The 22,094-nt window shown below is 76.6% G+C and carries 22 protein-coding genes; 11 read left to right on the forward strand and 11 right to left on the reverse strand.

Annotation, left to right across the window (positions count from 1 at the left end):
* Positions 1-143 precede the first annotated feature (143 nt).
* The gene (locus tag BMW62_RS05990; protein WP_091929946.1) at positions 144-1,607 is read left to right on the forward strand and encodes a hypothetical protein; all 1,464 of its coding nucleotides are present in this window, start codon (positions 144-146) and stop codon (positions 1,605-1,607) included.
* 71 nt (positions 1,608-1,678) lie between these two features.
* The gene (locus tag BMW62_RS05995) at positions 1,679-2,695 is read left to right on the forward strand and encodes an SAM-dependent methyltransferase (protein WP_091929947.1); all 1,017 of its coding nucleotides are present in this window, start codon (positions 1,679-1,681) and stop codon (positions 2,693-2,695) included.
* 9 nt (positions 2,696-2,704) lie between these two features.
* Here the strand turns inward: BMW62_RS05995 and crtI are convergent, their stop codons facing one another.
* The 3 genes from crtI to BMW62_RS06010 all read right to left on the reverse strand — a co-directional run bounded on the left by crtI (position 2,705) and on the right by BMW62_RS06010 (position 6,263).
* Positions 2,705-4,207 (reverse strand): phytoene desaturase family protein, encoded by a 1,503-nt coding sequence (gene crtI, locus BMW62_RS06000; RefSeq protein WP_091929948.1) that lies wholly within the window; start codon positions 4,205-4,207, stop codon positions 2,705-2,707.
* A gap of 37 nt (positions 4,208-4,244) precedes the next feature.
* Positions 4,245-5,903 (reverse strand): SpoIIE family protein phosphatase, encoded by a 1,659-nt coding sequence (locus BMW62_RS06005; RefSeq protein WP_091929949.1) that lies wholly within the window; start codon positions 5,901-5,903, stop codon positions 4,245-4,247.
* Between the two features lie 135 nt (positions 5,904-6,038).
* Positions 6,039-6,263, reverse strand: coding sequence for a hypothetical protein (locus BMW62_RS06010; protein WP_091929950.1), 225 nt, complete (start codon positions 6,261-6,263; stop codon positions 6,039-6,041).
* A 60-nt stretch (positions 6,264-6,323) separates the two neighbouring features.
* On the opposite strand from BMW62_RS06010, the gene BMW62_RS06015 reads away from it, so the two are divergent.
* Positions 6,324-7,100, forward strand: a complete 777-nt coding sequence (locus BMW62_RS06015) for a LamB/YcsF family protein (protein WP_091929951.1) — start codon at positions 6,324-6,326, stop codon at positions 7,098-7,100.
* Between the two features lie 4 nt (positions 7,101-7,104).
* On the opposite strand, the gene BMW62_RS06020 is transcribed toward BMW62_RS06015, so the two are convergent.
* The gene (locus BMW62_RS06020; RefSeq protein ID WP_244523866.1) at positions 7,105-7,833 is read right to left on the reverse strand and encodes an ANTAR domain-containing protein; all 729 of its coding nucleotides are present in this window, start codon (positions 7,831-7,833) and stop codon (positions 7,105-7,107) included.
* Between the two features lie 108 nt (positions 7,834-7,941).
* Between BMW62_RS06020 and BMW62_RS06025 the strand changes: the two genes are divergently transcribed.
* Complete coding sequence (locus tag BMW62_RS06025) at positions 7,942-8,571, forward strand: 5-oxoprolinase subunit B family protein (protein WP_091929952.1); 630 nt, start codon at positions 7,942-7,944, stop codon at positions 8,569-8,571.
* Positions 8,572-9,423: a 5-oxoprolinase subunit C family protein gene (locus BMW62_RS06030; RefSeq protein WP_091929953.1), complete on the forward strand. Its 852-nt coding sequence runs from the start codon at positions 8,572-8,574 to the stop codon at positions 9,421-9,423. It abuts the gene before it with no gap.
* A gap of 169 nt (positions 9,424-9,592) precedes the next feature.
* On the opposite strand, the gene BMW62_RS06035 is transcribed toward BMW62_RS06030, so the two are convergent.
* The 6 genes from BMW62_RS06035 to glgA form a co-directional block, all read right to left on the reverse strand.
* Positions 9,593-10,402 carry an ABC transporter ATP-binding protein gene (locus tag BMW62_RS06035; protein WP_091930087.1) on the reverse strand — a complete coding sequence of 270 codons (810 nt, stop codon included), beginning with the start codon at positions 10,400-10,402 and terminating at the stop codon, positions 9,593-9,595.
* On the reverse strand, positions 10,399-11,496 hold the full coding sequence (locus BMW62_RS06040) for a FecCD family ABC transporter permease (protein ID WP_091929954.1): 1,098 nt from the start codon (positions 11,494-11,496) through the stop codon (positions 10,399-10,401). Before BMW62_RS06040 ends, BMW62_RS06035 begins: the two co-directional genes overlap by 4 nt.
* A 13-nt stretch (positions 11,497-11,509) precedes the next feature.
* Entirely contained in the window at positions 11,510-12,487 is a 978-nt protein-coding gene (locus tag BMW62_RS23120) for an ABC transporter substrate-binding protein (protein ID WP_244523867.1), read from the reverse strand.
* A 988-nt stretch (positions 12,488-13,475) separates the two neighbouring features.
* Positions 13,476-13,703: an ATP-binding protein gene (locus BMW62_RS22485; protein ID WP_348271451.1), complete on the reverse strand. Its 228-nt coding sequence runs from the start codon at positions 13,701-13,703 to the stop codon at positions 13,476-13,478.
* A 134-nt stretch (positions 13,704-13,837) separates the two neighbouring features.
* On the reverse strand, positions 13,838-14,248 hold the full coding sequence (locus tag BMW62_RS22490) for a response regulator (RefSeq protein ID WP_170852233.1): 411 nt from the start codon (positions 14,246-14,248) through the stop codon (positions 13,838-13,840).
* A gap of 441 nt (positions 14,249-14,689) precedes the next feature.
* Positions 14,690-15,880, reverse strand: coding sequence for a glycogen synthase (gene glgA / locus BMW62_RS06055; protein WP_091929957.1), 1,191 nt, complete (start codon positions 15,878-15,880; stop codon positions 14,690-14,692).
* 293 nt (positions 15,881-16,173) lie between these two features.
* Between glgA and glgC the strand changes: the two genes are divergently transcribed.
* Together glgC and BMW62_RS06065 are read left to right on the forward strand one after the other, a co-directional pair.
* On the forward strand, positions 16,174-17,394 hold the full coding sequence (gene glgC, locus BMW62_RS06060; protein WP_091929958.1) for a glucose-1-phosphate adenylyltransferase: 1,221 nt from the start codon (positions 16,174-16,176) through the stop codon (positions 17,392-17,394).
* A 67-nt stretch (positions 17,395-17,461) separates the two neighbouring features.
* Positions 17,462-17,908 carry an SRPBCC family protein gene (locus BMW62_RS06065; RefSeq protein ID WP_211435006.1) on the forward strand — a complete coding sequence of 149 codons (447 nt, stop codon included), beginning with the start codon at positions 17,462-17,464 and terminating at the stop codon, positions 17,906-17,908.
* Positions 17,909-17,911: 3 nt separating this feature from the next.
* Here the strand turns inward: BMW62_RS06065 and BMW62_RS06070 are convergent, their stop codons facing one another.
* Positions 17,912-18,571: an O-methyltransferase gene (locus BMW62_RS06070; protein WP_170852234.1), complete on the reverse strand. Its 660-nt coding sequence runs from the start codon at positions 18,569-18,571 to the stop codon at positions 17,912-17,914.
* Positions 18,572-18,767: 196 nt separating this feature from the next.
* Between BMW62_RS06070 and sigE the strand changes: the two genes are divergently transcribed.
* The 4 genes from sigE to BMW62_RS06090 all read left to right on the forward strand — a co-directional run bounded on the left by sigE (position 18,768) and on the right by BMW62_RS06090 (position 21,984).
* Positions 18,768-19,355: an RNA polymerase sigma factor SigE gene (sigE, locus tag BMW62_RS06075; RefSeq protein ID WP_091929960.1), complete on the forward strand. Its 588-nt coding sequence runs from the start codon at positions 18,768-18,770 to the stop codon at positions 19,353-19,355.
* Positions 19,356-19,428: 73 nt separating this feature from the next.
* Positions 19,429-19,998, forward strand: a complete 570-nt coding sequence (locus BMW62_RS06080; RefSeq protein WP_091929961.1) for an anti-sigma factor family protein — start codon at positions 19,429-19,431, stop codon at positions 19,996-19,998.
* Between the two features lie 122 nt (positions 19,999-20,120).
* Positions 20,121-21,560 carry a S1C family serine protease gene (locus BMW62_RS06085; protein ID WP_244523868.1) on the forward strand — a complete coding sequence of 480 codons (1,440 nt, stop codon included), beginning with the start codon at positions 20,121-20,123 and terminating at the stop codon, positions 21,558-21,560.
* 61 nt (positions 21,561-21,621) lie between these two features.
* Positions 21,622-21,984: a twin-arginine translocase TatA/TatE family subunit gene (locus BMW62_RS06090; protein ID WP_091929963.1), complete on the forward strand. Its 363-nt coding sequence runs from the start codon at positions 21,622-21,624 to the stop codon at positions 21,982-21,984.
* Positions 21,985-22,094: the final 110 nt, after the last annotated feature.

A 22,094-nucleotide genomic window follows, 5' to 3' on the forward strand; every position in this document is an offset into this window, starting at 1 on the left:
GGGCGGTGGGTGCGGGTGGGCATAGCCAGAATCGGACGTACTCAACCCAGTGGCGCTCCGGACGACCCGATCGGGTCCCCGGGGTGACCTGCGCTGGCCGCGCCCGGGGAGCCGGGAGAAGCTGGGCCGATGGAGCAGGGCGCATGAGCGAGGACCGGGGGGTCGTGTTCCCCGCGGGGACGGACGGCCGGCGGAGCACGGCGGCCCTGGGCCGGGCCGTCGTCGCGGACGCGCTGCGCCCCGTCGACGCCGCCGGCGCGCTGGCCGCCGAGCGCGAGACCAACTGGCGGGCGGGGTACCTGACGCACTTCCGCCGGCTGGTCGAGGCAGGCCTGCCCTCGCCCGCCGCGGCGCGGTCCATCGCGGGCGCCGGGCTGACCTCCCTGCACGCGCGCATGCGGGTGGCGGGACCCGAGGGGGAGACCGGGCTCGCGGAGCTGACCACCGCACCCGCCGGCCGCGCGCTGCGCACGGCGGAGATCACCGGCACCGCCGAGCCGGAGCGGGAGCTGTCGCTGCCGTTCCGCGGCGGGCGGCTGCGGGGAGATGCGCTGCTGCGCCGCCTGGACGACTGGGTCGCCGCCGGCGTCGTGGAGCCCTCGTGCGCGGAGGCGGTGCGCGCGGTCGCCGCGCACCCGGAATGGCTGTCGCTGCCGGGCCGCACCGTGGTGGTCCTGGGAGCCGGTGCCGAGATGGGGCCGCTCACCGCGCTGCTGCGCTGGGGAGCCCGCGTCGCCGGCGTGGACCTGCCCCGGGCGCCGCTCTGGGAGCGGGTACTCGACATCGCCCGCGGGGGCGCGGGCACCCTGCTGGTGCCGGTGGACGAGCCGGGAGCGGAGCCGGACCCGGCGCGCGCCGGCGCGGACCTGATCGCCGAGGTGCCGGCGGTCGCCGAGTGGGCGGCCGGGCTGACGGGCGACCTCGTGCTCGGCAACTACGTCTACGCCGACGGCGCCACCAACGTGCGGGTCTCGACGGCGGTGGACGCGCTCACCGTGCGCCTGGTGGGGGAGCGGCCGGAGCTCGCCCTGGCGTTCCTGGCCACGCCGACCGACGTCTTCGCCGTCCCCGCCGACGCGGTGGCCCGGTCGGTCGAGGCGTACGCCCGCCGCACGCGCACGGCGAAGCTGCTGGGCCGCCCGCTGCGGACGGTCTCGGGCGGCCGGCTGTTGCAACGCGCCTACGTGCCCGGCACCGACCCGGGCATCGCCGACAGCCTGGTGGCCCAGCAGGGGCCCAACTACGCGCTGGCCAAGCGGCTGCAGCGCTGGCGGGCGACCACCGCGCGCGCGGCGGGTGCCACCGTGTCGATGAACGTCGCCCCGCCCACGCGGACCCGTTCGGTGCTGAAGAACCGGGCGCTGGCCGCGGCCTACGCCGGCGCCCACCGGTTCGGCGTGGAGATCTTCGAGCCGGCCACCTCGAACGTGCTCATGGCCGCGCTGCTGGTGCACGACCTGCACACCGGCGGCGGTCCGGTCCAGGAGCACCCGTGGCAGGACGAGGCCCACGAGGCGGCGCACGGCGGGCTGTGGCGCACGGCCTACCAGCCGCGCAGTGCGCTCGGGCTGGCCGCGCTGCTCGGGTACGGCGCCGCCCGCGGCTGACCTGCGGGCGGGGCTGGTGCCGGCCGCGCCGGCGCGGCACAGTGGGGCCCGGCCCACCGGTGGGAGCGGACATGACCCGGCTGTTCGGCGCACGGACCCTGCTGACCGTCCTGCGGACCGGGAACGCCCGTGCCCGCCTGCGCGCCACGCGTGACGGGCAGGCCGCCGTCCGGTTGAACCTCGGGGCTGCCGGGCTGGCCACCGGGGTCCTCGACACGGTCGGGAGCGGGGCGTCGGCGGCTCCCGACCTCGCCCACCGGCTCGGGGTGCCCGACGAGGCGCTGCTGGGCGCCTTCCTGCAGGTGCTGGCCGCCGCCGGGCTGGTGCGGGAGGACGCCGGGCGCTGGTACCTGGCGGACGCCGGTCGGGCCGTGGTGGGCGACGATCTGGTCCGGGCCTCCTACGAGGCGTTCGCCGGGTTCCACACCGACCTCTACCGCCACCTCGGGGAGCTCCTGGCGGGCGGGCCCCGGCGGCGGGACGTCGCCGAGCAGGGAACGGTCATCGCGCGGATCTCGGCGGCCTTCGAGCCGTTCGTCGACGACCTCCTGCGGGAGGTGGTGGCCACGGTCGCGCCGCGGCGGGTGCTCGACGTCGGCTGCGGCGCGGGGTTGCAGCTGGCCACGATGCTGACCGCGGCGCCAGGGGTCGAGGGGGTCGGGGTGGACGCCGACGCCGACGCCGCGGCGCTCGCCCGGCGGACGCTGGAGCAGCGCGGCCTCGGTGCGCGGGCCACGGTCGTGCAGGACGACGTCCGGCGGCTGGCCGACGACCGTCCGTTCGATCTCGCGCTGCTGGCGAACGTCGTCTACTACGTCCCGGCCGGGGAGCGGGCCGCCCTGTTCGCCGACGTGGCCGCGCGGCTCGCTCCGGGGGGCACGCTGATGGTCGTCACGACGGTGGCGACGCCGCAGCTGTTCAGCCGGCACTTCGACCTGCTGCTGCGGGCGCAGGAGGGCGACATGTCGCTGCCGGCGGTCGACGACCTCACGACCGGGCTGCGCAGCGCCGGCCTGCGACCGCGGGAGCCCCGGCGGATCGCACCGGGTGCGCCCCTCGTCGCCGTGACGGCGGTCCGGCCCACCTGACCGCCGGCCTCAGGCAGGGCCGACGAGCCCGGCCACGATCTCGGCGGACAGCCCCACCAGCGGCAGCCCGCCGCCGGGGTGCGCCGAACCGCCCACCAGGAACAGCCCGGGGACGCGGGAGGCGTTGCCCGGGCGCAGGAACGCCGCGCGCGAGCCGTTGCTGGAGCTGCCGTAGATCGACCCGCCCACGCTGCCGGTGCCGCGCGCCAGGTCGGCAGGCGTGCGCACCACCCGCCAGCGCAGCCGGTCCCGGACGTCGAGCCCGCGCCGGGCCATGACGTCGAGCACCCGGTCGGCGTAGCCCTCGGCCAGCCCTGGGGTGTCCCAGTCCACTCCGTGCACCGGGTCGTGCCGCGGCGCGTTCACCAGCACGAACCACGACTCGCTGTCGCCGTCGGGCACCAGCGCGGGGTCGTCGGGCGCGCTGACGTAGACGGTCGGATCGGTGACGGGGCAGGGCCGGCCCGCGTGGCGTCCGGTACCGAAGACGGCGTCGAACTCCGCGTCGTAGTCCTCGGGGAAGAGGACGGTGTGGTGGTCCAGCCCCGGGGTCCGGCCGCGCAGCGCCAGCAGCAGCACGAACCCCGACAGCGAGGGCGTGGCGCGGGCCAGGTCCCGCCGGACGCGTCGCGTGCGGGGGTCCGGCGCGAGCAGACCGGCGTGCAGGGCCGTGGCGTCGACCCCCGAGACGACGACGTCGGCGGGCAGCCGTCCGCCGTCGGCGAGCTGGACGCCGGCGACCCGGCCACCGGCCACGAGGACCCGCCGCGCCGTGCACCCGGTGCGCAGCACGGCGCCGTGCGCGAGGGCCCGGTCGAGCACCGCCGGCCCGAGCCGGTGCAGCCCGCCCCGCACGTACCAGGAGCCGAAGGCCTGCTCGGCGTACGGGACGGTCGCCAGCACCGCCGGTGCGCGGCGCGGGTCGGAGCCGGAGTACGTGGCGTAGCGGTCCAGCAGCGTGCGCAGGTGGGGATGGGCCAGGTGGCGCCGGCCGAGACCGCGCAGCGTCTGCCAGGGCGCGATCGCGGCGACGTCGGCCGGGCGGCGGGCCAGCCGGGCCAGCGTCGTCGCACCGGCCAGCGGGGTGCGCAGGAACGGTTGCTCGCTGATCCGCCACATCGCGGCAGCCCGCTCCATGAGCGCGGTCCACTGCGCGCCGGCGCCGGGGCCCAGCGCCTCGTCGAGGGCCGCGGGCACGGCGTCCGCGCGCCCGGGCACGGTCAGCCGGGTGCCGTCGGCGAACCGGTAGCCGACCGCCGGGTCCAGGCGGACCAGGTCGACGGCGTCCTCGAGCCGGCCGCCGGTCGCGGCGAACAGGTCGCGGTAGACCTGCGGCAGGGTGACCAGGCTCGGCCCGGTGTCGAAGGCGTGCCCGTCGCGGGCGAACCGGCCGAGCTTCCCGCCGACGGTGGCGGCCTGCTCCACGAGGGTGACGGCGTGGCCGAGGGCCGCCAGCCGGGCCGCGGCGGACAGGCCGCCGAGCCCGGCTCCCACGACCACCACGCGCGCCACCGGCCCACCGTAGCCAGCGCCGCCGTGCGGACCAGGCTCAGCGCGGGACGGAGAGCGCCAGCACGGCGAGGTCGTCGGGCTCGTGGCGGGATCCGGAGAGCTGCCGCTCGACCGCGTCGGAGACCGCGGCGACGACGGCCTCCGCGTCGGCGACCGGGGCGCCGGCGACCACCCGGAGCAGCGCGTCCTCCCCGAACTGCCGGCCGGCGTCGTCCCGGGCTTCGGTGACCCCGTCGGTGTAGAGCACGAGCGTGGCCCCCGGCGGCAGGTCCAGCGAGGTCTCGCCCAGCTCCAGGTCGGCGTCGATGCCGAGGGGGCGCCCTGCGGTGCCCACCGCACACGCCCCGCCCTCGGACGTGGTGAGCAGCGGCAGCGGGTGGCCGGCGACGGTCAGGCGCAGCCGGAGGCCTTCCCTGGCCGGCTCCAGGACCAGGCAGCAGGCGGTGACGAACCGCAGCGGTCCGGCGCCTTGCTCGTGCAGGAGGGCGCCGTTCACCGCGCGCAGAATCTCCGCCGGGCTGCCCGTGGCCGCCGCGCGAGCGGTGTGCCGGGTGACCGCGGTGACCGCGGCCGCCTCCGCCCCGGTGCCGCACACGTCGGCGATGAGGACCATCCACCGGCCGTCGGGCAGGGGCGTGACGTCGTAGGTGTCACCGCCGACGAGGGCGGTCCCGCCGCCGGCCCGGTACGTGGCCGCGAGCTCCACCCCGGGGATCGTCGGCAGGTGGGAGGGGAGCAGGCTGCGCTGCAGGGTGTCGGCCAGCTCGCGCACCACCGACTCGGCGCGCAGCCGCGCGAGGAACTGGCCGATCTGCCGGCCGGCGTGGGAGAGCACCTCGGTCAGCTCGGGCGGCACCGGCCGGTGCGTGGTGGAGAACAGCTCGCAGACGGCGAGCAGCATGTTGCCGCTGAACACCGGGAACGCCACGCCGGTGCGCAGCCCGTCGTCCCGCGCGGCCTGCACGCGGACGACTGCGCGCTCATCGGAGAAGTCTTCGACGCTGACGGTCGCGCGCTGCTGCCAGGCCTCGCCGGGCAGCCCCTCGCCCCGCCGGAAGGTGCGTCCGGCGGCGTCGGCCTCCAGCGCGGGAACCGTTGCGCCCGGAGCGGTCCAGGTGCCGGCGTGCACCAGCCGGCTCCCATCGCCGTCCGGCTGCCACAGCTGGGCGGCGTCCCAGTCCAGCTCGGTGCAGAGCGTGGGCAGCAGCTCGGCGAAGGCGACGTCGGCGTCGGGGGCCTCCGTCAGCGCCGCCGTGATCCGCAGCGTCGCGGCCAGGTACCGGCTGACCTCGAACTGCCGCTCCAGCAGGATGGTGGTGCTGGCATCCCGGAGGACGGCGACCACGAGGGCATCCATCTCCTCGCCGGCGATCGGCGTCAGGCGGGACAGCGTCAGGTCGACCGGCACCTCGTGCCCGGCCGCGTGCAGGGCAGGCACCCGTGTGGTCGCACCGACGAGCTTCCCCTCGCCCGTCGCGCGGTACCGCGAGAAGCCCTCGGTGTGGCCGTGGCGCAGTCGTTCGGGCATCAGCACCTGCAGCGGGAGGCCCGTGACCGCGGCCGGGTCGTGCCCCAGCAAGCTCGTGACCGACGGGCTCACGTAGGCGATGCGTCCTTCGCCGTCGGCGACGACCACCGTGTCCGCCAGGGCGGCCAGGAGAGCGTCCGCAGGCAGCATCGGACCTGTCCCGGGCATGGTTCCCCCTTGAGCATGACGTCCCCCGACGGGTCGTCCGCGCTCCGCCTCGGGCAGCAGCTTCTCACACGCGCGGTGAGGGCGCCGGTACAGAACGTCGACATGTGATCATGTCGACACGGCGACATGTCGCCGTCACAAGGCGTAGCGGATGCCGAGCCACGGCGCCTCCCGGAAGACCAGCCCGCGCAGCCGCTCGACGGCCGCCGCTCGGCCCCCGGCGCGGTGGCGCACGTCATCCGCCCCGTCGGAGCTCCGCTCGGGTTCCGGCAGGTCGGGGCGCCGCAGCAGCTGCTCCGCGGTGGGGTGCCACCCGAGGTCCACCTCGTGCAGGGCCTCGTCGTGGGTCGGCAGGATCACCTCGGCGGCTCCCCTGCCGGTGCGGCGCCGGGGCGGCCGAACCGGTGCGAGACTGCGCGCGTGACCGCACCCGGCGCTCCCCGCATCGACCTCAACGCCGACCTGGGGGAGGGTTTCGGCGTCTGGCGCCTGGGCGACGACGACGCGCTGCTGGAGGTCGTGAGCAGCGCCAACGTGGCCTGCGGCTTCCACGCCGGGGACCCGGTCACGATGCGCCGCGTGTGCACCGCCGCCGTCGCCGCGGGGGTGGCGATCGGGGCCCAGGTGTCCTACCGGGACCTCGCCGGCTTCGGGCGGCGGTTCGTCGACGTGGCGCCGGGCGAGCTGGCCGCCGACGTGCTGTACCAGCTGGCCGCGCTGGACGGCGTGGCGCGGGCGTGCGGGGGTCGGGGCGCCTACGTCAAGCCGCACGGCGCCCTCTACAACGCCGTGGTGCACCACGCGGCGCAGGCGCGCGCCGTCGTCGAGGCGGTCACCGACTACGACCCCGGGCTGACCGTCCTCGGCCTGCCCGGCTCGCTCCTGCTGCGCGCCGCGGTGGACGCCGGCCTGCCGACCGTGGCGGAGGGGTTCGCCGACCGCGGCTACGCCCCTGACGGCACGCTCGTGCCGCGGGGATCGGAGGGGGCGCTGGTGCACGACCCGGCCGCGGTGGCCGAGCGAGCGGTGCGCATGGCCACCGAGGGCACCGTGGTCGCCGTGGACGGCAGCCCGGTGCGCGTGGAGGTGGGTTCGGTGTGCGTGCACGGGGACACCCCGGGTGCGGTGGACCTCGCGCGGTCGGTGCGGACGGCGCTGCAGGCGGCCGGGCTGCGGGTCGGGCCGTTCACGGGGTGACCGGTCAGTCGGCCGGGCGCAGGTCCTCCAGCGAGCGGCGGCCGTCGAGCAGGTCGGCGGCGACCGCGTCGACGGACCGCCCCGACGTGTAGGCGTCGGTGCGGAGCAGGGCCAGCCCCTCCGCCGGGTCGACGTCGAGGGCGACGCTGAGCTCGCCCACCGCCTCCCACACCGCTGCCCGCTGCCTCGGTGCCGGCCCGTGCAGCCAGTCCGGCCCCGCCGCGGGCGTCCAGGTCGACCACAGCGCGGCGTCGCTGAGCGCCGACGTCACCAGTTCCCCCACCGCGACCGCCTCGAAGACGTCGAGCGCGGCGACGTCGGCCGGCTGCGTGAAGAACAGGTCGAGCGCCCCCGGTCCGGCGGGTCCCGGGCGCAGCGGCAGGGCGACGACGGCGCGGAAGGGCGTGCTACCCAGCAGCAGGTCGGCGAACAGCGGCCAGCGGCGCCGGAGGTCCTCCTCGACGGCGAACACCGGCTGGCCGGTGGCCTCGGCGGTCGCGCACGGCCCCTCGCCGGCGGTGAACTGCATGCGTTCGGCACCGGCGGCTTCCGGATCGCTGGCGCCCAGCGGGACCCGCCGGCCGCTGCCGTCGACGAGGGTCAGACCGGCGCCGTCGACCCCGAGCAGGTCCGCGGAGGCCCGGCTGAGCCGCTGCGGCAGGGCCTCGGGCCCGGCCAGCGCGGGGTCGTGGTGCTGCGCGAGCGCCGCCTCGAACCGCCTCGCGATGGTCACACCCGATTGTCCGCCCGCACACCGGGATCCACATCCCGCGCCGCGTCGCCCCTCCGACCCGGACCATCCGCAGGGCCGGGGCGGTGACCGGTGCCCGATCATGGTGCGGTGACGGGCAGCGAGGGCCTCCGCCGCGCGACGGTCTACGGCGACCGCGCGGTGCTCGTCGAGGTCGCCGACCCCGCCGACGTGCCGGGCCTGCGCGCCGCGCTCCTCGCCGCACCGCTGTCCGGGCAGGTGGACCTGGTGCCCGCCGCGCGCACCGTCCTGGTCGTGCTCGACCGGCCGGTGACCGATCGCGACGTGGCCGTCCTGCGCCGGCTGGCCCCCGCCGTCCCGCACGGGGGACCGGCCCCCGACCCCGTGGTGCTGCCGGTGGTGTTCGACGGGCCGGACCTGGCCGAGGTCGCCCGGCGCACCGGCCGCACGGAGGAGGGCGTCGTCGCCGCGCTGACCGGCGCCGCGCTCACCGTGGCCTTCGGCGGGTTCGCGCCCGGCTTCGGCTACCTGACCGGGCTCCCGGCGGACCTGCACGTGCCGCGCCGGGCCACCCCGCGCACCCGGGTGCCGGCCGGTTCGGTGGCGCTGGCCGGCCCGTACGCCGGGGTCTACCCCCGGGCGTCCCCGGGTGGGTGGCAGCTGGTCGGGCGCACCGACGCGGTGCTCTTCGACGTCGACCGGGACCCCCCGGCGCTCCTCGCGCCCGGCACGGCGGTCCGCTTCCGGGAGGTGGGCTGAGTGCTCACCGTGCTCACGCCCGGCCCGTTCGCGACCGTGCAGGACGCCGGCCGGACCGGCTGGGCATCGATCGGCGTGCCGCGCTCCGGCGCGGCGGACCGGCCGGCGGCGGCGCTGGCCAACCGGCTGGTGGGGAACGAGCCCGCGGCCGCGGTGCTCGAGGCGACGGCCGGGGGGCTGCGGGTGCGCGCCGAGCGCACCCTGCTGGTGGCGGTCACCGGTGCGCCCGTCCCCGTCGTCGTCGACGGGCGGCCGGCGCCGTTCGCCGCGCCCACCACGCTGCGACCCGGTGCCGTGCTGGGGCTCGGGACCCCGAGGGCGGGGCTGCGCAGCTACCTCGCGGTGCGGGGTGGCATCGACGTCCCGCCGGTGCTGGGGTCGCGCAGCACCGACACGCTGTCCGGCCTCGGTCCGGCCGTGCTGACGGCGGGGACGCGGCTGCCGGTCGGCGGGCTGGCGGGGGAGGAGCCGTTCGTGGACGTCGCCCCCGTGGCCGCGCCGCCGCAGCGGCCGGTGCTGCGGGTGCTGCCCGGTCCGCGGCGGGACTGGTTCGACGAGGCCGCGTGGCCGGCCCTGCTCGCGGGGGCCTGGGAGGTGGGCGCCGACAGCGACCGGGTGGGCCTGCGGCTGGCCGGGCCCCGGCTCGTGCGGGCCCGGGACGACGAGCCGGCCAGCGAGGGGCTGGTGCCCGGCGCCCTGCAGGTGCCGCCGGACGGCGCCCCGGTGCTGTTCCTGGCCGACCACCCGGTCACCGGTGGCTACCCGGTGCTCGCCGTCGTCGTCACCGCGGACCAGCCGCCGGCCGCGCAGCTGCGGCCCGGGGACGTGGTCCGCTTCCGCGCGGCGCGCTGACCCGTGGAGCCGGTGGCGGTCCGGCCGAAGGGGTCCTGGCTCACCGGGCGGGGTCCTGGCTCACCGTCGACCGTGAGCCAGGACCCCGGACGACCAGGTGACCTGATCATCGAGGAACCGGCGGAGGGTGACCGGGAGCGCCCCGAAGCCGCGCAGGGTCCCGACCGCCTCAGGCGCCGCGCACGGGGAGGACGGCCGGGCCGTGCGGTCCCGGGACGATGCGCGCGCGGGCGCCGTAGTGCTCCGACAGCACCGCGGCGGTGAGCACCTCCTCCGGGCTCCCCTCGGCGACCACCCGCCCCTCGGCGAGCAGCGTGAGCCGTTCGGCGTACTGCCCGGCGAGGGTGAGGTCGTGCAGCGTGCTCACCACGGTGAGCCCGTCCTGCCGGCGCAACCGGTCGAGCAGGTCGAGCACCTGCTGGGCGTGGCCGAGGTCGAGGGCGGCGGTGGGCTCGTCGAGCAGGAGCACCCGCGGCTGCTGGGCCAGCGCCCGCGCGAGGACTGCGCGCTGCTGCTCCCCGCCGGAGAGGGTGACCACGGCCCGGTCGGCCAGGGCCTCGAGCTCCAGCCGGCCCATGACGTCGGCGACGACCTCCCGGTCGACCCGGCGGGGTGCGGCCAGCAGCGGGCGGTGCGGGGTGCGCCCCAGCAGGACGTAGTCCCGCGTGCTGACGCCCTCGGGCAGTACCGGGAGCTGCGGGGCGTAGGCGAGCAGGCGGGCGCGGTCGCGGCGCGGCATGGCGGTGAGGGGCAGCCCGTCGATGCGCACCTCCCCCTCGTGGGGGTGCAGGCCCAGCACCGAGCGCAGCAACGTGGACTTCCCCGACCCGTTCGGGCCGATGATGCCCAGCCAGCCGCCGGCGGCCACGGTGAACCGGACGGCGGAGAGCACCGGACGCCGTCCGTAGCCGGCATCCAGGCCGACCACCTCCACCCGCGCGCCGCCGCCGGGCTGCGGTGCCGGAGCCCGTCCGCTCACCGCCGCCGCGCCCCCGCCCACAGCAGGCCCGCGAAGAACGGGGCGCCGACGAACGCGGTCACCACCCCCAGCGGCAGCTCCGCGGGGGACAGGACGGTGCGGGCGAGCAGGTCGGCGAGCACCAGGAACGCCCCACCGGCCAGCAGGGACACCGGGAGCACCCGGGCGTTCGCGGCGCCGACCAGCCGCCGGACGACGTGCGGCACGACCAGCCCGACGAAGCCGATCAGCCCGCTGACCGCGACGGCGGACGCGGTGGCCAGCGAGGCGGCGACCACCACGAGCAGCCGCAGCCGGCCGGGGTGCACGCCCAGCGAGCGGGCTTCGTCGTCGCCCACGGCGAGCACGTCCAGCGGGCGGGCGCACAGCAGCAGCGTGCCCACCGCCACCCCGAGGTAGGGCAGCACCAGGCCGACGTCGGACCACTGGGCGCCGCCCAGGTGCCCGAGGAGCCAGCCGTAGATCTCCCGCAGGTCGTCGGTGTTCTGCTGCTGCACCAGCGTCTGCGCCGCCGCCAGGAACGCGGCGACGGCGATACCGGCCAGCAGCAGCGACGCGCTCTGCGACCCGCCGGCGACGTGCCCCAGGGCCAGGGCGCAGCCCACCCCGACGAGCGCCCCGACGAAGGCGGCCAGCGGGACGACCCCGACCGGGCCGACGTGCTGCCCGGGTGCGTAGGCGATCACCAGGGTGGCGCCGAGACCGGCACCGGCCGCGGCACCGAGCAGGTAGGGGTCGGCGAGCGGGTTGCGGAACACCCCCTGGTAGGCGGCGCCGGAGACGGCGAGCCCGGCGCCGACCAGCACCGCGAGCACCACGCGCGGCAGGCGGAGCTCGACCAGCACCGCCGCGCGGGTCCCCTCCAGGGCGCCGGGCACGTCCAGGCCCAGCGGCGCCAGCGCCCGGTCGAGCAGCGTGGCGACGACCGCGCCGGGCGGCAGCGGCACCGCGCCGACCCACACGCCGGCCAGCACCGCAGCTCCCAGGACGACGGCGGTGCCGGCCCCGGCGAGGAGTGCGGAGCGCCGCGACCGCACGGCACCCGGCCCGGCCGCGGTGCGGCCGGACCGGGTGCCGGGGGCTGCGGTGCTCATGCAGGGGAAGTCCTCAGCCTTGCAGGGCCTCGGCGACGGTCTCGGCGAAGTCCGCGACGCGCGGACCCCAGCGGGACACGACGTCGTCGTCGGCCTCCACGATCCGGCCCTCCACCACCGCGGGGACGCTGCCGAAGGCCGGGCGCTCGGCCACGGTCTCCGCGCTCTGGCCGCAGCACTTCGTGTCGGCCAGCACGATGATCTCGGGCGCCTGGTCGACGACGTACTCGGCCGAGAGCTGCGGGTAGCCGCCGCTGGCGTCCGCGGCGCCGTCGGCGATGTTCTCCAGCCCGAACATGCTGTAGATGCTGCCGATGAAGGTGCTGCTGTCCGCGGAGTAGAGCTCCGGGCCGAGCTCGTGGAAGACCCGCTGCCCAGCGGCGTCCGCGGGCACGGAGCCGACGGCGGCCTGGATGCGGTCGCGCACGTCGGCGACGACCTCGGCCGCCTCCTCCGGGTGGCCGGTGGCCTCGCCGAGCAGCTCGATCTGCCCGTAGGTGTCGTCGAGGTCCTCGGCGGCCTCGAGCAGCAGCACCGGGACGTCGAGGGTCTCCAGGGCGTCCACGATGCCGTTGGTGTCGTTGCTGAGCACCACCAGGTCGGGGTCGTACCCCGCGATCGCCTCGGCGTTGGGCGTGAACGCCGACAGGTCCGTCGTCGGGGCCTCCGCCGGGTAGTTCGAGTTGTCGTCGGCGGCCTCGACCTGGTCGCCCGCACCGATGGCGAAGAGCATCTCCGTCGCCGTGGCCGACATGGAGACGATGTCCTCGGGGCGCTCCTCGAGGGTCACCTCGCCGTTGTCGCCGGTGACCGTGACCGGGAAGTCGCCGGCGGCCGACGACGGGGCCGGCTCGTCGGCGGCCGTGCCGGACGACCCGCCGCAGGCGGTGAGCGCGAGCAGGGGAGCGGCCAGCAGGCCGACGAGGGCGGGAGAGCGCCGCCGCGGGGCGGACGCGCTCGACCGCGCCGCGCGGGGGGAAGTGCCGGGCAAGGAGGGCCTCCACGGGAGGCGGCGAGCGTCGTCGCCCGAGCTGGTCCGACGGCCCGATGCGCGACCCTTGCCGCGAGGGTCGGATGCACGGCGCAGGGCAGGCGATCTGGCTCGGCCCCCGTGGGAGACCTTCACAGTTGCGGGACAGCGCCGGGTTCGCACCGGACTTCGCTGCTGCTGCACCGCCGGCACGGAGCCGGCGGGCAGAAAGGTACCAGCGCCGGCGGTCCCGGCCGTCCGGGGCGCGGAGCCGGACGGGTCAGCAGGGCGTGGTGGGCAGCGTGCGCGGACGGGGCCAGGTCGTGGCGAGCACCACCCCGCGGAGCCGCGACTCGTCGACCGGTCCGAAGACGCGGGAGTCGATGGAGCCCTCCGCTCGTCGCCGAGCAGGAAGACCGAGCCGTCGGGGACGGTGACCGGCCCGAACCACACGCCGTCCAGGCGCGCCGGATCGCTCCAGGGTTCGCAGACGGCCGCGCCGTCCACCACGAGGACGCCGTCCTCCACGGCGACGGATTCCCCGCCGAGCGCCACGACCCGCTTGACCAGCGGGGCGGCGCCCGGCTCCGCGGGGTCGGCCACGACGACGTCCCAGCGGTCCACCGACACCGGCCACCGCAGGACCAGCACCAGGTCGCCCACGTCGATCGTCGGCGCCATGCTGCCGGACGCGACGCGCACCAGCTGGACCGGGAACAGGCCGAGCACGGAGAGGACCAGGCAGACCAGGACGGCGGCACCCAGGCGCACCCGCAGGGGCGACCGGTTCCGGACCGCGGCGCGCGGTGCCGCGTGCCGCCCGGGCGGGCGGGGAGCGCGATCAGCCACGGCGCCCGTACCCGGCGACGTCCATCTCGGCTTCTCCTGTTCACTGCCGCGGTCCTGCGCGGTGGGGACACGGTGCCCTGCGGCACCCCGTCCCGGCAGCCGCGCCCTGGGGCATCCCTGCACCCCCATCCGGGGGGCACCGCTCAGGGGCGGGTGCGCGTCACACCTCGTGGTCGACGGGGAGGTGGACCGCGATGCGGGCCCCACCGCCCGGCCGATCGCCCATCTCGAGCCGGCCGCCCAGCGCGGCGACCCGGTCGGCCATGAGCCTCAGCCCCAGGTGGCCGTCGGGGCTGCCCCGGTGGGCCGGGCCGAAGCCGACGCCGTCGTCAGCCACCTTTAACCGGACCGTCGTCTGCCGCCCGGAGCCCTCCGCCTCCAGCGTCACCCAGACGCAGGCCGCCGGGCGTGGTGGACCACGTTGGCCAGCGTCTCCTTGGCGGTGCGGTACAGCGTCGCGGCCTGCTGGGGGCCCAGCGGCGGCAGCGGACCGGTCCGCACCACGCCCGCCAGCCGGTCCCGTCAGGAGCGAGACCCTCCGCAGGCTGCAGCTTCCGGCCAGGCGCTGCCCCCGTCGGCGACGGCGCGGATGTGGTCGGTGAGGGCGTCGGAGTCCTCGCCCTTCGAGAGGAAACCGGCTGCGCCCAGCGCCTTGGCCTCCGCCATGACGCTCGTCAGGACCGTGCCGGTCAGCAGGACGACCCTGACGTCGGGGCACTCCTGGCGCAGCTGCGCGGCGGCCTCCAGGCCGGTCATCCGGGGCATGACGTGGTCCAGCAGGGCGACGTGCGGACGGGTGGACCGGGCGGCCGGCAGGACCTCGTCGCCGTCGGAGCAGGCGGCCACGACCGCGATGTCGTCGGTGGACCCGAAGAGGTCCACCAACGCGAGCCGGACCCCGGTGTGGTCGTCGGCGATCAACAGGCGGATCACGTGCGCCCCTGTTCTGAGGTGGCCGGGGGCGCCGGTGGTTCCGGCGCGTTGCGGCGGTGGGTGGTGGCCGGCTGGCAGTGTGCTTCCCCGGTTGCCGGAGCGCCAACCGGAGGAAGGCGCGTCCCGGGCCTGCGGGGCCGCCGAGGTGGTCGGGGCGGCTCCGGGCGGTGGTCCGCTACCGGGCCACGACAGGGGCGACGGCCCCGCGGCCCGCCCGGGCGCGCGCAGCGGCGGCCCGACGGCGACGGAGCTGGGTCACGGCGACATGCGGACGGGCGGGGAGTGGCTGCGGGACGGCATGCGGTCCTCCTGTGCGGGCCGGTTCCGGTGCCCCTCCCATGGGGCGGGACCATGCGGAGAGTCTCGACGCGCCGGGGAACCGCGGACAGCCGAGGGGTGGGGGCCTCTCACCGCGCCCGCCGCGGCCGGCCGGTCGGACGGTCACCGCCGAGCGGCCAGGACTCCCGCGTAGACCTCCACCGTCTGCCGGGCGATCGCCTCCCAGCCGAAGTCGGCGACCACCCGTGCGCGGCCCGCGGCACCCATGGCGGCGGCGCGATCCGGAGCGGCCAGCAGCTCGCCGGTGCGGGCCGCCAGGCCGGCGGCGAACCCCGCCGGGTCGCTCTCGTCGTAGGGCACCAGCAGGCCGGTGCGGCCGTCGTCGACGACCTCCGGGATGCCGCCCACCGCGCTGGCCACGACGGCGGTGCCACAGGCGGCGGCCTCGAGGTTCACGATGCCCAGCGGCTCGTAGACCGACGGGCACACGAACACCGTCGCGCCCGTGATGAGCGGGACCAGCTGCTCCCGGGGCAGCATCTCCTCGATCCAGACCACGCCGTCGCGGCGGCGCTGGAGGGCGGCGACCGCATCGGCGACCTGCTGCCGCTCGGCAGGGGTGTCGGCGGCCCCCGCACAGAGCACGAGACCGGCGTCGGCGGGCAGCTGGTCGGCCGCGGCGAGCAGGTGCACCAGCCCCTTCTGCCGGGTGATCCGCCCGACGAACAGCGCGTACGGCCGGTCGGGCTCCACGCCGAGCCGGCGGACGACGTCAGGGGCGGGTACCGGCCGGTAGGCCCGGGCGTCGACGCCGTTGCGGACCACGTGCACCCGGGCCGGGTCGAGCTCGGGGTAGACGGCGAGCACGTCCTCGCGCATGCCGGAGCTGACCGCGACGACCGCATCGGCGGCCAGGTAGGCGGTGCGCTCGGCCCAGGAGGAGAGCCGGTAGCCGCCACCGAGCTGCTCGGCCTTCCACGGCCGGCGCGGTTCCAGCGAGTGCGCCGTGACGACGTGCGGGACGCCGTGCACCAGCGAGGCGAGGAGGCCGGCGGTGTTGGCGTACCAGGTGTGGCTGTGCACCAGGTCGACGCCGGCGAGCGCGGCGGCGATGCCGACGTCGACGCCCACCGCCTGCAGCGCGCCGTTGGCCTCGGAGAGCTCGGCGGGCACGGCGTGGGCGGTCGCGTCCGGCCGCGGCCCGCCGAAGCAGTGGACGTCGACCTGGAGGTCCTGCGCGCCCCCGGTCCCGTCGGGCAGGGCGCGCAGGGCCGCCACCAGGTGCTCGACGTGCACCCCCGCGCCGCCGTAGACGTCCGGCGGCCACTCTCGCGTGACGATCCCGATGCGCACGGCGCCACCCTAGAAGGACCCCGCTGCCCCCCGCCGCTCGCAAGCTCGCGACGGGTCCCTGCAGCGGGGCCGTTCCATCCGGTCACGTGCTCAGGGCGGTGCCCTGGACGAGGCCGTTCCAGCACGTCACCGGGCTCGCGACGGGTCCCTGCAGCGGGGCCGTTCCATCCGGTCACGTGCTCAGGGCGGTGCCCTGGACGAGGCCGTTCCGGCACGTCACCCGTTCGGGGCCGAGGGGAGAGAGCGCGGGGCCGCGTGCGGCGGGGGCGCGGTCCAGCGGCTACGTTGCGGGGATGCGCGGCGGTCCACGGGTTCTGGGCATCGTCCTGGCGGGCGGTGAGGGGAAGCGGCTGGCTCCGCTGACCCAGGACCGCGCGAAGCCGGCCGTCCCCTTCGGGGGCAACTACCGGCTCGTCGACTTCGTGCTCTCCAACCTGGTGAACGGCGACATCCGGCACATCGCCGTCCTCACCCAGTACAAGAGCCACAGCCTCGACCGGCACATCACCCAGACCTGGCGGATGTCCAGCCTGCTGGGCAACTACGTGACCCCGGTGCCGGCGCAGCAGCGCCTTGGCCCGCGCTGGTACACCGGCAGCGCCGACGCGATCTTCCAGAGCCTCAACCTGATCTACGACGAGCGCCCGGACGTCGTCGTCGTCTTCGGGGCCGACCACGTCTACCGCATGGACCCGGCGCAGATGGTCGACCAGCACCTGCAGACCGGAGCGGGCGTGACCATCGCCGGGCTGCGGGTGCCGCGGCGCGAGGCGACCGAGTTCGGCGTCATCGACTCCGACGCCGAGGGGAAGGTGCGCGGGTTCCTGGAGAAGCCGGCGGACCCGCCCGGGCTGCCCGACTCGCCCGAGGAGAGCTTCGCCTCCATGGGCAACTACGTGTTCACCACCGACGCCCTGCTGGAGACGCTGCGCGCCGACGCGGAGGACCCCGGCTCGGTGCACGACATGGGCGGCTCGATCATGCCGATGCTCGCCGAGGCCGGGGAGGCGTGGGTCTACGACTTCTCCACCAACGTGGTGCCGGGGGCGACCGAGCGCGACCAGGGCTACTGGCGCGACGTCGGCACGATCGACTCGTACTACGACGCCCACATGGACCTGGTGTCGGTGTCGCCGGTGTTCAACCTCTACAACGACCGGTGGCCGATCTACACGCTGCCGCCGCAGCGCCCGCCGGCGAAGTTCGTGCTGGGCGGACGCGCCGAGGAGTCGATGGTGAGCGCGGGCGCCATCATCGGCGGCGGCTCGGTGCACGGCTCGGTGATCTCGCCGGGGGTGCGCGTGGAGCGCGGTGCCCGGGTCGAGGACAGCGTGGTCATGGACGGCGCCTACATCGGCGAGGGCGCGCACGTCCGCCGGGCCATCCTGGACAAGAACGTCGTCGTGCCGGCCGGGGCGCGGATCGGCGTCGACCACGAACTGGACCGCGAGCGCTACCACGTGAGCGCCGGGGGCATCACCGTGCTGGGCAAGGGCGTCCGCGCCTACCTCTGAGACCCCCGGGGCCGCCCCCGGACGGTGGAAGTCGTCGGTTTCCCTTCACAGCACCCGAGGAGGCCCGGTGGCACGGGACGTCGACGTGGTCACGGAGGCGGTCATCCACCGTCCGCGGGCCCAGGTGGCGGCGTTCGCGGGCGATCCCGGTCGCGCGCCGGAGTGGTACCGCGCCATCGACTCGGTCGAGTGGCGGACCCCTCCTCCCGTCGCCGTCGGATCGCGGGTGGACTTCGTGGCCCGGTTCCTCCGGCGACGGCTGGCCTACACCTACGAGGTGGCGGAGCTCGTGCCGGGCGAGCGGCTGGTCATGCGCACGGCGCAGGGACCGTTCCCCATGGAGACCACCTACACGTGGGAGGAGCTCGCCCCGGGCAGCACCCGGATGACGCTGCGCAACCGCGGCCGTCCGGCGGGCTTCTCCGCCCTCGCCTCCCCGTTCGTCGCCGCCGCCGTCCGGCGGGCCAACCGCGCAGACCTCGCTCGTCTGCGCGACCTGCTCGAGCGGGGATGACGCTCAGCTGCGCTTCGTGGCCACCAGCAGCCCGGTGCCGATCGGCAGGACGGCGGGTAGCAGCGTCTCGTCGTCGCGGATCGTGCGGGCGATCTCGCGCCAGGCCACCGACTGCGGGTCGCGGGCGGTGCGGTCGGCGACGCGGCCGCTCTCGAGCAGCCCGTGGCAGGTGAGCGTGCCGCCGATCCGCACCAGGCCGAGCAGTGCGGCGAGGTGCTCGGAGTACTCGCGGGGCGGGCCGGCGCAGCAGACCATGTCGTAGCCGCCGGGGGAGAGCCGGGGGAGCACCTCACCGGGGGTGCCGAAGATCAGCCGGGCCCGGCTGGCGGGCACCTTCGCCTCGGCGAGCGCCGAGCGCGCCGCCCGGAGCTGCTCGGGATCGGCGTCCAGCGCGGTGAGGACGCCGTCGGGCCGCATCCCGCGCAGCAGCCAGAGCGCGGCCAGGCCGCCGCCGCTGCCGATCGAGACGACCGAGCGGGCGCCGCTCGTCGCGGCCAGCACGGCCAGGGTGGCGCCCACCGGCGGCTCCACCGGGGTGGCGCCGGAGAGGAAGTGCGCGCGCCGCCGGGCGGCCACCATCTCTGGCGACTCGGCGGCGAAGCGGTCGGCGTAGGCGGCGCCCTGGTCGGTGCCGCCCGCGGGCGGCGGCTGATCGGCGCTCATCACCGGCCGAGGGTAGTGGCCCGGGGCCCCGTGCCCGAGTGCGCGGGCGGACCTGTGCGTCTCCTGGGAGTCCCGGTGCGCGGGAACACGGGTGTGCCCACCGTCCGTTGATCACGACGTGCGCCTGATGCGACCCGTGTCCCGACCCGCCGACTCCGGGGAGGTAGTGGGCGGTCCCGTCTGCGATCCTGGTGCCGTGCCCGAGGCCACCACCCCGACGTCCGCTGCTGCCGCGGCGGAACAGGAGGGCTGGGTGGCGCCCACGTGGGAGCAGGTGGTCCGCGACCACTCGGCCCGGGTCTACCGGCTGGCCTACCGCCTCTCGGGCAACCCTCAGGACGCCGAGGACCTGACGCAGGAGACCTTCGTCCGGGTGTTCCGCTCGCTGGCCGACTACTCGCCGGGCACTTTCGAGGGCTGGCTGCACCGCATCACCACGAACCTCTTCCTCGACATGGTCCGCCGCCGGCAGCGGATCCGGTTCGACGCGCTGCCCGACGACACCGAGCGGCTGCCGGGCCGGGCGCCGAGCCCCGAGCAGGTCTACGCGGACACCCACCTCGACCCGCAGGTGCAGGCGGCGCTCGACGCGCTCTCGCCGGAGTTCCGGGTGGCTGTCGTCCTGTGCGACATCGAGGGGCTCACCTACGAGGAGATCGCCGCCACGCTGGGCATCAAGCTCGGCACCGTGCGCAGCCGCATCCACCGGGGGCGGGTGCAGCTGCGCGAGGCGCTGGCCCACCTGGCCCCGCGCCGGACAGGTGTCACGGGGGAGGGCTCGTGAGCGAGCTCGCGAGCTCACCATGGAGCACAGCAGCACCGCGAACGCGGCCGACGAGCGCTAGCGAGGAGGGCTCGTGAGCATCCCGGAGAGCCACCTGGCCCAGGAGGCGATCGCCGCGCTGGTCGACGGCGAGCTCTCCGCCGGCCCGGCGGGCCGGGCGGCCCGCCACCTCGCCGGCTGCACCACCTGCCGGATGGCCGTGGCCGCCCAGCGGGAGGCCAAGGAGGCGCTGCACGGCTCCGCCGACGTGGCGATGCCCGGTGACCTCATGTCGCGGCTGTGCGCGATCCCCTTCACCGCCGAGGTGCCGGGTTCGGGCACGGGCCCCGGTGACGTGCGCGCCTCGGCCGGGGAGCTGACGGTCACCGGCAGCTCCGGCGCCTTCTCCCTGGACCTCACCGAAGGGGCGCACCGACGCGGTTCGGCGGGCGGCCGCTGGTTCCGCCGCGGGGTCGCCGGGACGATCGTCGGTCTGGGCGCCGGCGTGACGGCGCTCGCGCTCACCCTCCCCGGCGACACCGGCCGCGCGCCGGCGGCCGACCCGGTGCAGCCCCAGCAGCACACCGAGGTCGCGCCGCCCGTGCTGCGGACGGTCACCGTCGGCAGCCCCGGCGGGCTCGGCGCCCCGGGCGGCACCCCCTGAGCAGCGCGCGGTACGACCCACCAGCCGAACCGGGCCCCGGCGACGCCGCCGCGTACGGGCGGCCCGACGGGCAGTCGGGCGCCTTCGACGAGACGACGGCGCCCCGGCTGGAGGCGCGACCGGTGCACGCTCCCCGGCCCACGCCCGCCCAGGCGGGTGCCTTCGGCCGGCCCGAGCAGGTGGCGGGCAGCTTCGCCGGCGACCGCCCGCCGCCGGCACCGCGCCCGGTCCCGCCGCCACCGCCCGAGGCGCTGCTGCGCGCCTTCGGCCCGCCGGCCCCCGGTCGGAGCGGGCTGCAGGAGCCGCCCGGGGGACGTCCCGGTCGGCGGCGCACCGCCACCGGCCCGTGGTGGAAGGCGGACGCCCGCGTCGACCCGTGGCGCGACCCGTCGTCCCCGGCCGGCCTGGGTGCCCCGGCCGTCTACGACGACGAGGACAGCCAGCCCGGCCCGGTCGTCATCGACCCCCGGGGACGCCGCAAGGTGCGGCTGCGCGACCTCTCGGTGCGCCTGACCACGCTCGTCGTCCTCGGGCTGCTGGTCGTCGGGATCCTCGGCGGCGGTGTCGGCTGGTACCTGACCCGCACCGCGGACGAGGCGCCGCTGTTCACCCCGGGCACGACGCTGGCCCAGGTCGAACCGCGCGGCACCGGCGAGCGCAGCTCGGTCTCCGACATCGCCGAGGCCGTCATCCCGGCCGTCGTCTCCATCGAGGTGCGCGTCGGCCAGGCCGGTGCGACCGGTTCCGGTGTCGTCATCGACGGCGAGAACGGCTACATCGTCACGAACAACCACGTCATCTCCGGCGCCGACGGCGTCGAGGGCGCCGAGATCCGGGCGGTCTTCTCCGACGGCAGCGGGTCCGCCGCGCGCATCGTCGGCCGGGACCCGGCCAGCGACCTCGCCGTCATCAAGGTGGAGAAGCCTGGCCTGGTGACGGCCGAGCTGGGCCGCTCCGGCGACGTCGTGGTCGGCGACCCGGTGGTGGCGATCGGCTCGCCGCTGGGTCTGGCCGGCACGGTCACCAGCGGGATCGTCAGCGCGCTGGACCGCCCGGTGCGGCTCTCCGGCGAGGGCACCGACACCAACGCGGTCATCAGCGCCGTCCAGACCGACGCCCCGATCAACCCGGGCAACTCCGGCGGGGCGCTCGTCGACGCGAGCGGAGCCCTCGTCGGCATCAACACCGCGATCGCCTCGACCGGCGCCGGCGGGTCCATCGGCCTGGGCTTCGCGATCCCGGTGGACACGATGAAGCGGATCGTCGAGCAGCTGATCGCGACCGGCTCGGCCGTGCACGCCACGCTCGGGGTGAACGCCCGCTCGGTCACCGACGGCACCCGCGACGGCGCCCTGGTGCTCAACGTCGAGCCCGGCAGCCCCGCGGCCCAGGCCGGCATCCGCGAGGAGGACGTGATCATCGCCGTCGACGAGACGCCGGTCGGCAGCTCCGAGGAGCTCTCCGTCGCCGTCGACGCCCGGCAGCCCGGTGACGTCGTCACGGTGGAACTGGTCCGCGGTGGCAGTTCGCGCACGGTCGAGGTGACGCTCGGGGCCGCATAGCCCCGAGAGGCGGCTACGCTGACCCCCGGCAGCGCTGGCGGTCGGAAGGACAGGGAGCGCGGTGTTCGACTCGATCGGCTGGGGCGAGATCCTCGTCCTGGCGCTCGCCGCGCTCTTCATCTTCGGTCCCGAGCGGCTGCCCGACCTCGCGAAGGAGGCGGCCGCCGGGCTCAAGCGGATGCGCGGGGCCATCACCGGCGTCCGCGCCCAGGTCAACGAGTCCCTCGGCGACGACTTCGACGGGCTGCGCGACCTCGACCTGCGCAAGTACCACCCGCGCACGTTCATCCGCGAGCAGCTGCTCGGCGACGACGAGCCGCCGATCTCCCCGGCCCGGGCCGGTGGCGCCACGGCCGCCACTGTGGTCGCCGCGCAGGTGCGCGACCGCAACGTCCCCCCGCCCTTCGACGTCGACGCGACCTGACCCGCACCGTTCCCGGCGGCGGGGACCAGGTGACCTGATCGTGGAGCGTCCTCCCGCAGCGCAGACGGTGAGGGAGGACGCTCCACGGTGAGGGAGGACGACGCCGCGCG

Source organism: Blastococcus sp. DSM 46786 (assembly GCF_900109665.1).
GTDB lineage: Bacteria > Actinomycetota > Actinomycetes > Mycobacteriales > Geodermatophilaceae > Blastococcus > Blastococcus carthaginiensis.

Coding starts and splice junctions, on each gene's coding strand:
- BMW62_RS05990 (WP_091929946.1), top strand. CDS start 144: ATGAGCGAGGACCGGGGGGTCGTGTTCCCCGCGGGGACGGACGGCCGG.
- BMW62_RS06070 (WP_170852234.1), bottom strand. CDS start 18,571: ATGAGCGCCGATCAGCCGCCGCCCGCGGGCGGCACCGACCAGGGCGCC.
- BMW62_RS06040 (WP_091929954.1), bottom strand. CDS start 11,496: ATGAGCACCGCAGCCCCCGGCACCCGGTCCGGCCGCACCGCGGCCGGG.
- BMW62_RS06005 (WP_091929949.1), bottom strand. CDS start 5,903: ATGCCCGGGACAGGTCCGATGCTGCCTGCGGACGCTCTCCTGGCCGCC.
- BMW62_RS05995 (WP_091929947.1), top strand. CDS start 1,679: ATGACCCGGCTGTTCGGCGCACGGACCCTGCTGACCGTCCTGCGGACC.
- glgC (WP_091929958.1), top strand. CDS start 16,174: ATGCGCGGCGGTCCACGGGTTCTGGGCATCGTCCTGGCGGGCGGTGAG.